At 41.6% G+C, this 16,778-nt stretch carries 13 protein-coding genes; 1 reads left to right on the top strand and 12 read right to left on the bottom strand.

The features are described 5' to 3' along the window. Positions 1-27 precede the first annotated feature (27 nt). Positions 28-984, top strand: a complete 957-nt coding sequence (locus tag K1X84_01065; protein ID MBX7150199.1) for a DMT family transporter — start codon at positions 28-30, stop codon at positions 982-984. Here the strand turns inward: K1X84_01065 and K1X84_01060 are convergent, their stop codons facing one another. The 12 genes from K1X84_01060 to K1X84_01005 form a co-directional block, all read right to left on the bottom strand. Then, positions 985-1,623, bottom strand: coding sequence for a cyclase family protein (locus K1X84_01060; GenBank protein ID MBX7150198.1), 639 nt, complete (start codon positions 1,621-1,623; stop codon positions 985-987). A gap of 12 nt (positions 1,624-1,635) precedes the next feature. Next, complete coding sequence (gene cysS, locus K1X84_01055; protein ID MBX7150197.1) at positions 1,636-3,075, bottom strand: cysteine--tRNA ligase; 1,440 nt, start codon at positions 3,073-3,075, stop codon at positions 1,636-1,638. Between the two features lie 13 nt (positions 3,076-3,088). Continuing rightward, the gene (locus K1X84_01050) at positions 3,089-4,294 is read right to left on the bottom strand and encodes a PAS domain S-box protein (GenBank protein ID MBX7150196.1); all 1,206 of its coding nucleotides are present in this window, start codon (positions 4,292-4,294) and stop codon (positions 3,089-3,091) included. Positions 4,295-4,303: 9 nt separating this feature from the next. Continuing rightward, positions 4,304-5,212 (bottom strand): peptide chain release factor N(5)-glutamine methyltransferase, encoded by a 909-nt coding sequence (prmC, locus tag K1X84_01045; protein ID MBX7150195.1) that lies wholly within the window; start codon positions 5,210-5,212, stop codon positions 4,304-4,306. Then, entirely contained in the window at positions 5,209-6,003 is a 795-nt protein-coding gene (thiD, locus tag K1X84_01040) for a bifunctional hydroxymethylpyrimidine kinase/phosphomethylpyrimidine kinase (GenBank protein MBX7150194.1), read from the bottom strand. The genes prmC and thiD overlap by 4 nt, the downstream gene beginning before the upstream one ends. Positions 6,004-6,066: 63 nt before the next feature. Beyond that, a complete protein-coding gene (locus K1X84_01035) occupies positions 6,067-7,860 on the bottom strand; it encodes an HD domain-containing protein (protein ID MBX7150193.1) in 1,794 nt (597 codons plus the stop codon). A 38-nt stretch (positions 7,861-7,898) separates the two neighbouring features. Next, the gene (locus tag K1X84_01030) at positions 7,899-8,462 is read right to left on the bottom strand and encodes a biotin transporter BioY (GenBank protein ID MBX7150192.1); all 564 of its coding nucleotides are present in this window, start codon (positions 8,460-8,462) and stop codon (positions 7,899-7,901) included. A gap of 145 nt (positions 8,463-8,607) precedes the next feature. After that, entirely contained in the window at positions 8,608-10,242 is a 1,635-nt protein-coding gene (gene rny / locus K1X84_01025) for a ribonuclease Y (protein ID MBX7150191.1), read from the bottom strand. Positions 10,243-10,453: 211 nt separating this feature from the next. After that, on the bottom strand, positions 10,454-11,755 hold the full coding sequence (locus K1X84_01020) for an HlyD family secretion protein (protein MBX7150190.1): 1,302 nt from the start codon (positions 11,753-11,755) through the stop codon (positions 10,454-10,456). After that, a complete protein-coding gene (locus tag K1X84_01015; protein MBX7150189.1) occupies positions 11,752-13,824 on the bottom strand; it encodes a GWxTD domain-containing protein in 2,073 nt (690 codons plus the stop codon). The genes K1X84_01020 and K1X84_01015 overlap by 4 nt, the downstream gene beginning before the upstream one ends. A gap of 147 nt (positions 13,825-13,971) precedes the next feature. Further along, the gene (locus tag K1X84_01010) at positions 13,972-14,280 is read right to left on the bottom strand and encodes a pinensin family lanthipeptide (GenBank protein ID MBX7150188.1); all 309 of its coding nucleotides are present in this window, start codon (positions 14,278-14,280) and stop codon (positions 13,972-13,974) included. A gap of 302 nt (positions 14,281-14,582) precedes the next feature. Beyond that, the gene (locus K1X84_01005) at positions 14,583-16,778 is read right to left on the bottom strand and encodes a peptidase domain-containing ABC transporter (protein MBX7150187.1); all 2,196 of its coding nucleotides are present in this window, start codon (positions 16,776-16,778) and stop codon (positions 14,583-14,585) included.

Raw genomic sequence — 16,778 nt, 5'->3', positions numbered from 1 at the left:
TCCACGAAAAAACCATAAATACCTAACATGAAAAATTCGACACCGGTTGCTCCTTTCAAAATTCATCTTGCCTTATTCACAGTATCACTGATTTTTGGAATTAATTCTGTATCATCCAAATTTGTTTTACGTGAAATCAATCCGCATGCACTTGTTGTTATCCGAATCAGCTCGGCAGCGCTATTGTTAGCCGTGTTGCATCGTTTATTGATAAAAGAAAAAATTCAAACAGCCCGAGATTATTTTTTATTAGCTTGGTACAGCATTTTCGGCATTGTCATCAATCAAACGCTTTTTTTAAAAGGATTGTCGATGACGACGGCCATCAATGCAACGGTTTTAGTTACAGCCATCCCCGTGGTTACGATTTTAATTGCCATCATCATGCGTAAAGAGAAAGCAAGTTTTCGCAAGATCAGCGGCTCGATTTTGTCATTTATTGGAATTCTGGTTTTATTAGGAAGTGAAAGGATCGATTTTGCTAATCATTACTTTCTTGGAAATCTTTTGGTCTTTCTGAATGGCGTATCTTTCGCCATTTATCTTGTCATATCAAAAGATATTTTGAAGCGTTATAAGCCTGCTACTGTAGTAACGTGGAATTTTATTTTCGGAACGGTGGGTGTTTTGCCGTTTGGATTGAGCGAGACTCTGTCTTTAAATATCGGTCAAATCAGCGCAATGATTTGGTGGTGTGTTGTTTTTTTAATTTTGTTTGCATCGGTACTGGTCTATTATATCAATGGTTGGGCTTTACAATATACGACACCGTCCACTGTCGCGGCTTACATATATATTCAACCGCTTATTGCGACGATCATCTCCGTTACATGGCTGGGTGAAACTTTAAAAGGATCAACTGTCATAGCCGCCATACTCATTTTTGCAGGCGTATTTTTGGTGAGCATGAAAATACGGGAAGAATTGAGAAACGATAGAGAATTGGATTTGATCAAAGAATCGGCCGCATTGAAAGAAGAATGATTATAATTCCCGCAAAGCTGCTCTCACAGGAGTTCCATCGCCGTGTTTGATTTTCAATGGCATACAAATTAACTCATATTCTCCGGGGAGAATATCGTAAAGATTCAGTCCCTCTACTACAACGACATGATTGCCCAGTAATTTCTTATGAACCGGATGTTCAAATTCAGCATGAAAACTTTCAACGGATAAATAATCGACACCGACCAACTTGATTCCTTTTTCAACTAAGTAATCGGCGCCTGTAATACCTACTGCAACAAAATCTTTATCGAATTCAGAGTCATTATTTTTCCAATGCCGTGAATTACGTGTTTTAAATAAAATGCGTGTATGCCCTCTAAAATCGATCTTTTCAAGATGCTCGCGTTCGATGTTGATTTTAGGATCAACTAAAACAACCAGACACGGGCCGAGATAAACATCAAGCGGGATTTCATCGATACCTTGTCCTTCATCCAAAAAATGAAAAGGTGCGTCGGTATGCGTCCCGGTGTGGGCGCCGATTTGCCAGCGGGATACATTGCAGGCATCGCCTTTTTTGATTTGAATGGGCAATTGTAAATCTACTTTCGGATCGCCCGGCCAAGTAACGATGTCGTTCGATATCGTTACTGAGATATCATAAATTTTTTTCATGCGAACCTCCGGTTATTTCAATTTCCATGTTGTGCCTTCAGGCCCATCTTCGAGCAGAATACCGATTTCCGTCAATCGGTCACGTATCTTGTCAGATGTTGCAAAATCTTTTTTCTTTCGAACTTCCATTCGAATCTCGATCAAAAGATCGATTAATTGCTCATATTTTTTCGACAGACCCTCCGGACGCGATAAATGCAATATTCCGAGAAATTCATTCCATTCCAAGATAAGATCGCGGGCACGTTTCAAAACATAGAGCGTAAAATCGTTGAGTTTTTTAGTCGAAGCGATTTTATTGAGGCCGCTGAAGATTTCAAAAATTTTTCCCATAGCCGCTGCCGTATTAAAATCGTCATTCATGGCTTCAACGACTTCTTTTTCCCACCGGTCGAGGCTTTTATTGAATTCCTCTACGTCGGCGTGATACGCATCGCGGCCGACTGATCCAAGATTATCTTTCAGTTCAAGCGCTTGCTGAACTTTGTTGAAAATTCCTTCGATCCGTTTGTGAGCATTTTCGGCATCCCGTAGCAAATCCTCGCTGAAATTAAGTGGGCTGGCATAGTGCTTTTGGAGAAAGAATAACCGCACGACTTCAGGCCGAAAACGTCTTAAAACATCTCTTAATAGCCAAAAATTGCCGGTCGACTTCGACATTTTTTCGTCGTTGACGTTAAGAAAACCGCAATGCATCCAGTATTTAACAAATTGATGACCGGTCGCGCCTTCACTTTGTGCAATTTCATTTTCATGATGTGGAAAAACCAAATCAGCACCGCCGACGTGTACGTCAATTTGATCGCCCAGATGCGTCATACACATGGCTGAACATTCGATGTGCCAGCCCGGGCGTCCTTTTCCCCAAAGACTGTCCCAAGCCGGTTCTCCGGGTTTAGCCGCTTTCCACAAAACAAAATCTAACGGATTGCGCTTGGTTTCATCAACTTCCACCCGAGCGCCTGATACCAAATCATCTGTATTTTTCCCGGACAACTTTCCGTACCCGTTAAATTTTTCCACATTGTAATAAACACTTCCCTTCGATTCGTAAGCGTAGCCTTTCAGGATCAATGTTTGAATCAAATTAATAATTGCATCCAGATGTTCTGTTACTCGCGGTGCCGCATCGGGCATCCGAAGGCCAAGTTTCGCAATATCTTCGAAATAAGCCTCCGTATACATCTGCGCAACGTCGGAAAACTCCATGTTATCTTTGATTGCCTGATTGATGATTTTGTCGTCAATATCCGTTACGTTCATAACAAACTTTACTTTATATCCGGAATACTCGAGATAACGGCGCATAACGTCAGCCATCATAAAAGTACGGCCATTGCCGATGTGTATAAAATTATAAACGGTCGGTCCGCAAGCATAAAATTTGATTTCGTCATCATCGATTGGAACAAATTCTTCTTTTTGCCGGGTCAGAGTGTTGTAAATCTTAATGCCCATGCCGCCTCTACGCTTTCGGAATTTGAATAATAAATTTTGTTTCTTTTTCAGATACAATGGTCAATGAGCCGCCATACAATTGCAACAATCGCATCGCATCTGCAATTTCAATATCATAAGGACTGAACCTGGCTTCATCGGCAATCGCCGTATAACGCGTGCTCAGGTTGATCAAATGATGATAACGGATTTCATCCGTCGACATTGGTTTACGATTATCAGTCAATTCAATACAAATGTTAGCATCGTTTTGGTAGGTTTTAATCCGCAGGTTACGTTCCGGCAACTCGGAAATTGCTTTCATCGAATTGATCAGCAGATGATTAATAGCAAGACTGACATCTCTGTAATACGCTTTAAATTTCGGAAGATTATCCTGAAGATCAATTTGTTTTGAAATTTTGTGTTTGAAATACAAACTCGATTCCAAGAAAGACAATTCGTTTTTTATAATATAATTTATGTCCTGAAGCGATTCGACATAGTTCATTTCAAATGAGATCTTTGTTGAAAAACCCCGGATCAATTCGGTGGCTTTATCTACCTGGACGATAATTTCCGTAATACCTTTGATCATTTTTGAAGTGACCGCATTGATCTCATTGCGAAGCTTCTCGTCAGTAATCGATTCAAAAATTTTTGAGTTTTTCAGAAAATTATGCTGGATCAATTCCGCTCGTCCGCGAATGCCGCCAAGCGGAGTATTCAAATTGTGCGCAATGCCTTGCAGAATGAGCGACATAGGGACGGAACGGTAGAAATCGACTGCTTCAAGAAATTTACTTTCATCAATACTACGGGCAGCAGCTTCGGCTAAGGTTTCCTGCTGTGCGATCTGGCTTTCTAAGCGTCGTGAAATGTCACGGAAAATACCCTGAATTCCGCAAATATGGCCTTGTTCGTCATGGATAGGCGTGGCGGTCAATTCAATTAAAAGAGGATCGCCGTTTTTCTTTTTCCAGTCAAAAATATTTTTCTTCGCTATTTTTTTATGTCCGAGAATCGATAAGAGCGCATCATGGTCGCTGGGGTTAGCGTAGACTTTGTCGATAGTCGATCCGACCAACTCCGTTTGGCTTTTATACCCCAACAACGCCGTAGCAACGTCATTGACCATAATCAGGTTCCCGCCAGTGTCGATGACAAACGCACCGTCAGGGAGACTGTTGAATAATTCTTCATACCTGCGTTGCAGGTCGATTTTAACTTTCATAATACCCTTCTACAATGTTAACATCGTTGCTATAGCGACGCGCGGGTGATCCTCGAAATCATTAATAATGTCGACTTCGTGAAAATGATTTTCAATTAAAATTTTTTGAACAGCTTCGGCCTGATCGTAACCAATTTCCAGAACTAGAAAATGTGGTTGGTCGGATGACTTAAAAAGCTCTGTTGCAACAGCGGCAATTCTCCTGTAAAAATCTAACCCGTCGTCTCCGCCCCGTAACGCTTTTTCCGGTTCAAAGTTTCGGATTTCTTCCGGCAACATCTCAAATTCTTTTGCTGAAATATAGGGCGGATTTGATACAATGACATCGAATGAGTGATGATATCTGTCCATAGTATCAAAAATATCGCATGAACGAAAATCGATTATGGAAAGAGTCCCGTTTTTTTCGGCGTTCATTTTCGCTACAGCTAAAGCCTCTTCACTCTGATCAATGGCCGTAATTAAAAAATCATTCCGCTTTCGTTTTAAAAAATGCGCTAAGGAAACAGCAATCGCGCCGCTTCCGGTTCCTATATCGAGAATGCGAAGCGATTCTGAATAACTTTTACAAATCTCCAGTGTTTTTTCAATAAGAATTTCGGTATCGGGCCGTGGAATTAAAACGCCCGGTGTAACATTGAAAACCAGTCCCATAAATTCAGTCGCACCGACAATGTATTGCAACGGCTCATGTTGTAAGCGGCGGTTGAGTTTTTCTTTAAAGATCGACAACTCGTTTGTGCTTAAAGGACGGTCGGCATTCATATACAACTCAACCCGTTTATATCCTAAAGTATCGCCAAGAAGCCATTCCACGTTCAAACGGGGATTTAAGAAATCTTTTTGCGATAAATAGCCGGTTGTCCATTCAAGCAAATCCATCACTGTCCAATTTTTTTTTTCTTTTTGAACCATCAAATAAAAAATTTATTAAAACGATAAAAATGATCGACCGGACCGTGTCCTTTCCCGATCGGAAATGAGTGTTCAATCGCCTTCGTAATATAATCTTTCGCCCGCTTCACGGATTCATAAGCGGAAAAGCCTTTCGCAAGAAAAGCCGTGATGGCCGCACTAAAAGTACAGCCTGTCCCATGCGTATTCTTTGAACGGATGCGGTGACTTGAAAAATGATGAAATTTTTTGCCGTCAAAAAAAACATCCACGGCACGGCCTTTTAGATGGCCTCCTTTGACGATCACGGAGCGCGCCCCCATCGAATAAATTTTTTTGCAGGCAATTTCCATCGCGTCCAGCGTCGAAATTTGATCGCCGGTCAATTCCTCCGCTTCCGGGATATTGGGTGTGATAATCCATGCCAGCGGAATCAGTTGATTGATCAAGGTCGTAATCGCTGAATCCTGAAGGAGTTTATCTCCACTTTTGGCGATCATCACCGGGTCAAGAACATATTTTTTAATTCCATGTCGGATCAATCCACGGGCTACTGTTTCGATGATGCCTGTATCTGAAAGCATCCCCGTTTTGGCAGCATGCGTTCCGATATCGTCCATTACGGCATCAATTTGTTTTTCAATGATTGACGGATCTACATTTTGAATTCCAGTCACACCGACGGTATTTTGAGCCGTGATACTGGTAATTACCGACATGCCGAATGTACCCAGAGCTGAGAAAGTTTTCAAATCGGCCTGAATGCCTGCACCACCGCCTGAATCTGATCCGGCGATGGTGAGCGTTTTATACAATCTGCGTTTCAAGTTTCCGGGAATTTAGAAGTATGGAAGGTTAGTAGGGCTTTGTAACATAACCTACTGCACAGGGCGACGACAATCATACTCGACGCCATCGTATACAAACGTGTCAAGTTGGTAGTCTTTTAGTTCACGCCGAGCATAATCCTGTGCTAATCCGGATTTGATAAAAAAGTCGACGATGTCTTTATCAATATGATTGTCCTTGACCATAAACGTAAGAATTTTGATACATTCGGAGATTTTTTTACCCGGTTTATACGGACGGTCGGCGGCTGTCAAGGCTTCAAAAATATCGGCAACGGCCATGATGCGGGCTTGTGTCGAAAGATCTTTGGCCGTTAAACCATTAGGATATCCGGTGCCATCCAGTTTTTCATGGTGACCGCCGGCCCATTCGGTGACACGGCGAAGCTTTTTAGGCCATGGCAATTGCTGCAACATTTTGATCGTAACCACAACGTGATCTTGAATTTTTTTACGTTCTTCTTCGGTAAGCGTTCCACGGCGAATGGAAAGATTGTAGACTTCATTGTCGGTAAGAAAAGGAATTTCCTCAGAGCCAATTCGTAATTTTTGAGCGGCAATTTTCTTGACGCGATCAATTTTTGCGTCTTCCATAAATTCGCCGCCGATGTTGCAGGTTTTGATAAATTCACAATCCTCGTTAACTTGCGCCAGTCTTGCATTGTAAGCTTTTTTCAAATCCAATAATTTCTTCCGGCTGTCTTTAGCTTTGGACTTCTCAAGTTTTTGTTTGGTTTTAAGATAGTCCTCTTCTTCCTGGCGGCGGAGCAATTCGAACTTAGTGATCACCGTATTGACACGATCATAAATCGTTTCAAGTTTAGTGGCCTTATCGACAACATATTCTGGCGTAGTGATTTTACCTATATCGTGCATCCAGCCTGCGATCCGGAGTTCATTATGCTCATCTTCATTCATATGAAAATCTTTATACTTGCCGTCGTCTATATCACTCATATTGCGTGCAATTTGCGACGTCAGTTCGGCAACGCGACGGATGTGACCGCCCGTATACGGTGATTTTTCGTCGATGGCAGCCGCGATAACCTGAATAAAAGCGTCCAATAAAGCTCGCAATTCATGAATCAGCGCCGTATTGGTAATAGCGACCGCAGCCTGTGATGCCAGTGATTCGATCAGTTCCTGAAATTCACTTGAAAACGAAATTGTAACGTTGTTATTGTCCATCGCGTTGAGTAATTGCAGAACGCCAATGATTTCGTTTTCATGGTTACGCATAGCAACCACAATCATCGATTTCGAACGATAGTTATTATTCGCATCAAAAGCTTTGGTGCCCTGGAAGTTGAATCCTTCCACTTCGTACACGTCAGGAATATTGACTGTTTTACCCGTCAATGCTACATGAGCTGAAACTTGCTGCTCATTGGGTTTGCCGTCGTCCAGATATAATTTAACAGGTGGAAAAGGTATTTTCTTTCCGCTGGTACCACCCATGAAAAAATTCTTTGAACGCGTACGCATGATTTTAAATTCAATATGGCGTTCGTCAGGAGTCTTGATATATAACGTTCCGCCATCCGCATTAGTAAAATTCATCGCTTCGACGACGATCATTTCCAAAAGCGCATCCAGATTTCTTTCGGCTGAAAGCGCTGATCCGATACGAGTAAGTTTACTTTTCAGCAAGAACTGCTGTTCGGTAAACGTCTTCACCGATTGCAATATTTCGGATAAAGTAGCTTCCAGAGCTTCATTATAAAAGCCGCTGGAACGCAGCTTTTCACCGATTTCATTGAGCAGAGAATTGATGTGCTCGCTATCGGAATATTTGATCGTTTCGGAAATGTCGCCATTGATCATGGTCAAAACCTCTCTTATAACACTTCGAGAAGATAAATTTATTGAATCAATTTTTGTTTGCCGGAAAGGATCAATGCCACGACTGCGCATTTAATAAAATCTCCGGCGATGAACGGAACGAATCCTATGGCAAAAGCTTCACTTAAATTGCCCGCGGTAAAAAGGCTTAACTGGAGAGTGCCGAACAAAAGGACCGGCAAACTGCCGATCAATATTGCGCCCAAATTCCATAAAATATTTTTCTTGTCCGAAACCAGCATACCTGTTAAGAATGCTGCTACAGGAAAACCGATCAGGTAACCGCCGCTCGGTCCTAATACAATGGCAATCGATGTCAGTCCGCCTGCAAATACGGGTAAACCGCAGATACCATAACCGATATACATCAATTGACTCAACGCTCCGCGCTTTGCGCCTAAGACAGCGCCGGCCAACGATACAACCAATGTTTGCAAAGTAATAGGTATTGGAGAAAGTGATAACGGTAAAGTCACCCATGCACCGGCAGCAGTAAGTAATGAAAAACAAACGATGAAGGTAAATTGTTTGAGCAGACTGGCATTGTCTTCAAGTGTCAAATAAGCAGTAAAAGTCTTTTTCATGACAAGTCTCCGATAGTTTCTAACTGTTAGTTCAAAAGTCGTTCTAGGTGCAGAATTTTATAGATGCAGAAATGTAGGAGAAACCACATCAATTTAAGTCAAAACAGACGGAATTTGCAACCCTTTTTATCTCTAAATTCCAGTATCAGGCGTTTGGAATCGTTTCTGTATCGTTGGCAATATTTTCGTCTACACGCGTTTCATCAACGGTCGGTGATGAGCTATTGGTATAACGAACCACGCGCCGCTCACGAATAACGACCACTTTGATTTGTCCCGGATACTGCATTTCGCTTTGAATTTTATTTGCTACATTCGAACTTAACATAGCAGACTGTGCATCATCGATTTTGTCCGCTTCAACCACAATCCGGATTTCTCGTCCTGCATAAATGGCGTAGACTTTCGATACACCCTCGAATTGCGTGGCGATTTGTTCCAGTTTTTCGATACGAGCGCCATACGCTTCGAGCGGTTCGCGACGCGCACCGGGACGGGATCCGCTGATGATATCCGCGGCCGTCACTAATTGAGAAATCGGGTGAATCGGCTCGGCCTCATCATGATGCGCCAAAACAGAATTGACAACGATTTCGTGTTCTTTACAACGCGTCGTGACGTCAACCCCGATCGTGACGTGGCTACCTTCCGTATCGCTGCTGACCGCTTTTCCGATATCATGAAATAAACCTGCACGGCGAGCCAGTTGAACGTCATAACCTAATTCGGCGGCCATTGCACCGGCAAGAAGCGCTACTTCTTTAGAGTGCTGTAAAACATTTTGGCCGTAGCTGGTACGGTATTTCAACCGACCGAGCAATTGCCTCATTTCCGGAGCAACGTTTTTCAGATTCAGGCTGTTCAAAACTTCGTCCGCTGCTTTATTCATCAAATTCTCGATCTGCTTGCGTGCGCGTTCGACGACGTCTTCGATATATTCGGGCTGAATGTTGGGATTTTCAACAAGTTTCGACATCGCCACGCGCGCAATTTCGCGTTTAACCGGATCGAAGCCTGACAATACAACCACTTCCGGTGTGTCATCGATGATGACTTTGACGCCGGTAACTTGTTCAAACGTTTTAATATTGCGGCCTTCGCGACCGATGATCGCACCTTTGATTTTTTCGTTGGGCAAATCGACCGTCGTCAGCGTCGTCTCGGAAGTGTGATCCGATGCTAAACGCTGAATGGTATCGGATAAAATCCATTTAGCCTCAAAATTTGCTTTCTGCTGCGCTTCCGATTTGATTTGAAGCATCAGTTCAGCCGCTTCTTTCTGAGCACGTTTGGCTATGTTTTCGAGGAAAAGACGCTTGGCTTCTTCCTGCGACAGGCTTGTGATTTTTTCCAATTTTTCCATTTGCTGCCGGATCAATTCTTCGGCTTGCGATTCTTTAGTTTTAATCTTTTCTTCCTGCGTTTGTAGAGCTTTTTGATCCTGCAAAAGCTTTTGTTCTTTTTCTAAATACACATTCATCCGCTGTTTGACATCGCGCTCGCGATTGGCCAGCCGGTTCTCATATTGACGGAGTTTTTTCTCGCGTTCTTCGGTCTCGCTGGTGATTTTCATTTTGAATTGATGCCAGCGCTCTTTGGATTTTACCTGCGCGTCTTTTTTAATATTTTCGGCTTCACGATGAGCGTCTCGCACGGTATTTTCAGCGATTTTTCTGATTTCAGAAACTTTATTTTTTCCGACATATTTTGCTAAAAGCCAACCGGTAATAAACATCACCACGCCGCCACCGACCGTGACAATGGTTGAAAACAGATCCATGTAAATCATCCTTTTAAAATAACACGTTTAGTGATCTAAACGTGAGGTCAATAATCTCAAAATTATAACGAAAATCTGTCAACAGACAATCGTGGCCTAAAGTACAATTGTAAGAACTGAATAGCAAGTATGTTTTGAGAAAACATATACTTCGTGCATAAAATCACAAAGTAGATTGCAGAATTTAAAATTGCGGAATTTAAAAATGAGGTTAGTTCGATGAAGTCAACGCTCGCATTTGATAAAAAATTCTTTCGAGCAATCTCAAGTCATCGGTGATAATTTCAGCCGTGCCTTGCATACCTTCCGAAAAAGTAATGGCTTTGTGATAAGTTGTCCTATTCTCCGGTGCAAGAGCGATATTGATTGCATACTCATTATTCGTCGCCACCGGTGCAATAGATTCGACCGTACCGTTTAAGACCCCAAATTCATGATAGGGGTAATTATCCAGCTTAATCTGAACTTTTTGGCCTTCTTTAATTTTGCCCAATCCTGCCGTCTGAAGATAAATTTTACCTATCGGCGTTGCGTGATCTCCGACAATGGTAAAAACGAGATCATTGGCTTGTACATATTGATTGACGCTCCACACTTTGAAAAATGAAACTTTGCCGCCAATAGGCGCTTTCAATACGTAGCGCTGTTCCCAATTATCGATTGACGCAAGAAGGAATTTATACGCTTCCTGCATGCCCACCGTTTTGGATAGTTTCTCCTCTTCAAATTGGCGTGTCAGATCCAATATATTTTTTTCATATTCCGAGATTTGGAGCGCATTGTTGATTAGCGAAGCTTCGGCGTTTTCATAACCGTATTTTTTCTGAAGATAAATGCTTTCGTAATTGGATAGCTCGATTTCCGAGGCGACTCCTTTTTCACGAAGGCTTTTTCCGGTGTTAAGATTTTTCTCAGCGAGCTTGACCTCTTCCTCCAATAAGTTTTTTTGTTTTTCTAACCGGCTGTTGAGTTCATTCAACACGGTGATCTGTGTCCTGATCGTTTGGATTTTACGGGGATGGTAGTTAAAAGAATGAAAAGATTTGTAATCTTCCCACTTGCGAAGAAGTTCCGAATACGGCGTTTGAAGTTCGCCTAACTGATAGAAGCGGTTAAATTCAAAACGGACATCGAGAGGATTATCCAAATAAGGTTTAAATCGGATTAGTTGTTCTTTTAGCGCTGATACTTCCGAAGAATTGGAAGAATTTTCAATCACAGCGAGGACGGATCCGGTATAAACGGAATCGCCGTCATGGACATTTAATTCGGTTAGTTTACCGTTGGTGCGGGCGATGAGTGTGACGGGGGGAGAGACGCTGGTCAAAGTAATGCGTGATGTAACCATATCCGGATAGCGAATGTACCAAGCTACACATATAATCATCAAAACGGTAAAAAAAATAGCCGTAATGCCCCAACGGATCGTCCAGGATGGAACGAAGTGCAACACTTCTTGAATTTCATCACTTTTTGTTTGTTCGGATTGCAACGTAGAAATATGGTTTTTCATTTCTTCTTATCCACTAAATTTAACTCAACGTTAGAATAAGTTTCTATATTGGTAATCAGGTCTTTGACGCGAATTTCCAAATCGATGAGCCCTCCATTCAATTCGCTGACATCCAAACTAATGTATGACCTTTCTGTAGTAGAATTACCGCTCAACATCGTCGTTGAAGCAATAGAAGATTTTTTTTCGTTAATAAATAATTTTTTAATTCTGGCGAATAAACCGCTCCTTGAATTTTCTGGCTGTTTGAACCGATAGGATATTTCATATGAATTGCGTCCGTCATTATCGAGCGTCAGATTGTAAATCTCAAAATAAATCGACAACGGCAATGAACGCGTAATATGAGCCGCTGCATTGGGTATTACTTTTACGGCCGAATGGGGTTTGATAAACTGAATTTGTGTCGAATCGTTTTCGCTTATAAATGCCGCCAATTGAATGTCACTGATAGTCAATGTATCCGCAGAGTAATCTCTGACAAACACTTCATATTGGAACACATTGAATTTTTGTTTGTCATTGTTACTGATTTGAAAGGCAAGGATATATTTTCCTGGATTTAAAGAATACCGGAATTCGTCAACCAAACCGTAAGTTTTTTGCTGCATACTATCTGCAAAAATCAGATTCTCCCGCTCCAGTGTTACAACGTCACGATAATTTTTATAATCAAAGATTTTTATAGCAGCAAAATTCTTTGACCATTTAAAAGCTCCAAGCGTGTCTAAAAAATTCATTTGTGAATAAGGCAATATATAATAAAAATCCAACCGTGATTTCTGATCGGAGTCTTTAAATGTTGCATATCGTGTATTAACAAAAAGGGGCGCTGTGGACGAATTAAACGCAAAATATTGTTTTTGAGAATACTCCAACATTTTTTCATAATCCCGCCGGTACTCAAAACTGCTTTCAATCGTTGACGAATTGTAGCGGCCCGTTTCGAATTTAAATTGAATGTTTGTGTAATAAGGATCCAGATGACTTCGTTCTCTATACAAATCGGATAATTTCTTTTCACCCATGATCGCTTGAGTCATGATCGAGGCATCGCCAAGAGGGCGCAATTCATAGGAAGTCCCGATTAGGACAAAATCAAAATGCAGGCCTCCTTCGAGGTTATAATAAATCCATGATTCGTTTTCGCGAATATTGACATCGCTGCTCCCATAAAAAATATAATCCGGTTTTCCAAACCTCACATAAATCAGTCCCCGATCGTCAAATCCAGGGGATTGAGGTTTTGGATACATAGCTTTAGCGTAATGGACACGTTTAAAATATTGAATTAATGCTTCGTTGATATCGTCAAATGGATTAGGATCGCGTTTTTTCCAAAAACTTCTTAAAAAATCTTTTTTATCATTGTTTGTATTCAATTCTTTCCAATTTTTTTTCTCATCTGTTGTTGCTATGATAGAACAATCTTCAAACAATTGAAACAGTTGTTTCTGATCGATCAATTGATCAAGTCCTTCGAAAAATAGTTTCATCATAATATCGGCGCTATCTAATTCGCCATAGGCTACGGCCAATTGTATTTTAGACCATGCGTCTTTCGGATAAGTAGTAAGCTGTTTTTCATGCAATTTTTTTACCGCATCATAATCGCCCTTTTTTATAAAAATGAGACTGAGTTCAGATGCGACCTCGGTGAACGCATACGTTTGATAATTGCAGTCTTCCTCAAAAACGTCGTAAAGGATTTTTAATGCCTCTTCATCTTTTCCAATAATCCGATTCAATACACCCGTAAAAAATTTTGCTTCTATGTCATGGCCGTCAAGTTTTAAGGCTTCAGCCAACGCTAATTTGGCATGGCGTAAATCATCGCCAATCAAGCGATCAATTAATTTACGCGTAATAACGAGATTTCTGTAACTTTGCAAACGCGCAATGGCGTAAATCTTATATTCATCGGAAGTGCACTGCTTTTTTTTGTAATCAGTTTTATAAAGCTGAACGATTTTGTCAAATTGTTCGCTTTTCAGGTAGTGATGAGCCAGTTGTAACCTGATTTCTCGATTGCCCGAAGCTGCTTGTGTTTCAAGTTCTTGAACAGTCAAATTTGAGTCCTGTTGAGAATAAATTGATCTGTTAATTGATAAAAACAAATAGACGATTACAAAAAAATAATACTTCATAAAATTATTTACCCCTTAAAAAGTGGGATTCCATTTTGCAATGGAATCCCATTATCAGTTATTTGCAACCTAATAACACGCAGTTCCGCCGCCTGTTTGACAAGCGCAATCCGTATAACAGGTTCCACAGCCAGACTGTTGATAAGAGCATGCTTCAGTCCGGCAATCATAGATTCCGGTACATGTGAATTCAGTTCCACCACCACACGCAACTTGCATGGTGGGACAGCCAGCTTCCGTACAGCCAAGATTAGGATTGGTTGGATCGGGACAGCCTGTCAACGTCGGTTCTGCGCCCCCTAATAACTGTTTCTTGGACGATGTCACGAAGCTTTGGACTTTCAAGTCTTCGAGTTTGAGTTTTAATTTCTTTCCCATTTTTAATCTCCAATATTCTCGGGGAATTGCTAATGTTAGATGTTTTCATTAGCTTAATATCGGGAAGTTCGTATTACTTAAATGATCAAAACCCAGCGAGGCTCGATCACGGTAATACGTAACTTCCCTTTATAATTTTCCCCGTTGTTAATGAATTAGTTTATGATAACTGCTGAAATCACTTCACACCTTCAAGGGACATCACGCTCCTTTCGAAGATTTAGTTTTTTTATTTTCTTCGTCAATAGCTCTGACGAAGACTATACCACTTACTCACTAAATTCAATTTTCAACACCCGAGTTTAACTTCCCAATTCCAATTGATTTTTCACGAGATGAAAATAGGCGCCGCGAATGTCGGCCAATTCGGAGTGGCTTCCCGACTCGATCAACCGGCCTTTTTCCAAAACGATAATTTGATCGGCGTTCTTGACCGTGCTGAGCCGGTGGGCAATCACCACAACGGTTTTTCCTTGAAAGAATTTTTGCAGATTATCGATGATTGTTCGTTCATTATTAGCATCCAACGCGCTGGTCGCTTCATCAAAAAAGATAAATTCCGGATTTTTGTACACAGCCCTTGCAATCAGAATCCGCTGCCTTTGTCCCTGGCTTAGACCGTGTCCTTCCGAACCGATTTTTGTGTTGTAACCCAGAGGCAGCGTTTCGATAAAATCGTCAATATTGGCAATATGAGCCGCTTCCTCCACGCGTTGACGATCGATGCGTTCATGCCCGAGAGCGATATTATTGGCAATCGTATCCGAGAAAATAAATCCGTCTTGAATGACCACACCGCATTTCTGGCGCCAAAGCCGGGCGCTTATTTTCTGTAAATCAATTCCTCCCAAAAAAATATTCCCCTGAACGGGCTCGTAAAACTTCAAAAATAATTTCATCAGCGTCGTTTTGCCGCTTCCACTGGTTCCAACGATCGCCGTCACTTTTCCTTCCGGTACGGCTAATGAAATATCTTTGAGAACAAATTCCGAATGCGGTCCCTCATATTGAAAAGACAAGTTATTCACACTGATGGTACGAGCGGTTGGTAACGCATTTAAACCAGCCGTCTCAGGGTCTTCTTCGTTTTTTTTGTTGTGAATCTCGCCCATACGTTCAAGACTGATTTTGGCGTCTTGAGCGGTCTGAACAAATCCGATTAATTGCCCGATAGGAGCGTTCAATTGGCCGATGATATATTGCACGGCCATCATCATGCCCAAAGTCATGTTGCCGTCGATCACTTCCTTTGCAGCAAGAAAAGATATGAAAATATTTTTCGTTTCATTGATAAAGAGCATACCCGCTTGCTGGGTTTGATCTAAAGTGAGAGAGCTGACACTGATTTTGAATAACTTTGCCTGGACATTTTCCCAATTCCATCGCTTTTGTTTTTCCGCTCCATTGAGCTTGATTTCCTGCATACCGGTGATCAATTGGATCAACTGGCTTTGATTTTGAGATAATTGATTGAATCGTTTATAATCGATTTCTTTCCTTTTCTTCATGAAAACAAGTATCCAGGACGTGGATAAAACCGATGCGATAAAAAACACGCCAAAAATGTATGAGCTATAGAGGGCCAGCACCAAGCCGAAGATCAACAAATTGATGATGGCAAATAACGAATTGATGGTTGTGGAAGTAAGAAACTGCTGGATGCGCGTGTGATCGCCGATGCGCTGCAATAAATCGCCGATCATTTTGGTGTCAAAAAATGGCATCGGCAATTTCATCAGTTTGATCAAAAAATCCGAAATGATCGTCACGTTGATTCGTGTTCCAATGTGCAGGAAAATCCAGCTTCGGATAAATTCGACGGCCGTACGGCCGGTGAAAAGCATGAGTTGTGCGATTAAGATCGTATAGACAAATCCGATGTTTTGATTATTGATTCCAAAATCGACGATGGCTTGCGTCAAAAAAGGAAAGATCAAGCCTAAAAGGCTGCCGATCAGCATGCTGAGAAATATCTGAACAAAGAATTTTTTATACGGTTTGAGATACGTCAATAAAAAAGACATTTTCGTCCGGTCTTGAGTAACACCTTCATCGGCATGATAGAAATCGGGAGAAGGCTCCAACACAAGTGCAACGCCTTCCTGCCGGCCGTTCGATTCTACACTGAGCCAGCTTTTAAGAAATTCTTCTTTCTTATACTTCAAAAGCCCGTGAGCCGGATCAGCTACATAAACTTTGTTACGGTTTATCTTGTACACTACCACAAAATGGTTTTGGTTCCAGTGGACGATACATGGAAGCGGTACGTCATCGTCTAATTTTTCATAATTCACTTTGATCGATAGCGTCCGAAAACCGATCGATTCGGCTGCATCGCTGATGCCAAGGAGCGAAGAGCCTTCTCTGGTAATAAAGCATTTTTCACGAAGATATTGAATGGGGTAAGATTTGCCGTAGTGCCGTGCGATCATGCGAAGACACGTAGGCCCGCAATCCATACGGTCTAGCTGTTTTGAAAATGGGAAGTTAAAGATCAT

This window comes from bacterium (assembly GCA_019695335.1).
In the GTDB taxonomy this organism is placed as follows: Bacteria; CLD3; CLD3; order SB21; family SB21; genus JABWBZ01.
The sequence above is the reverse complement of the archived record's forward strand: the minus strand, read 5'-3'. Positions and strand labels throughout refer to the sequence as shown.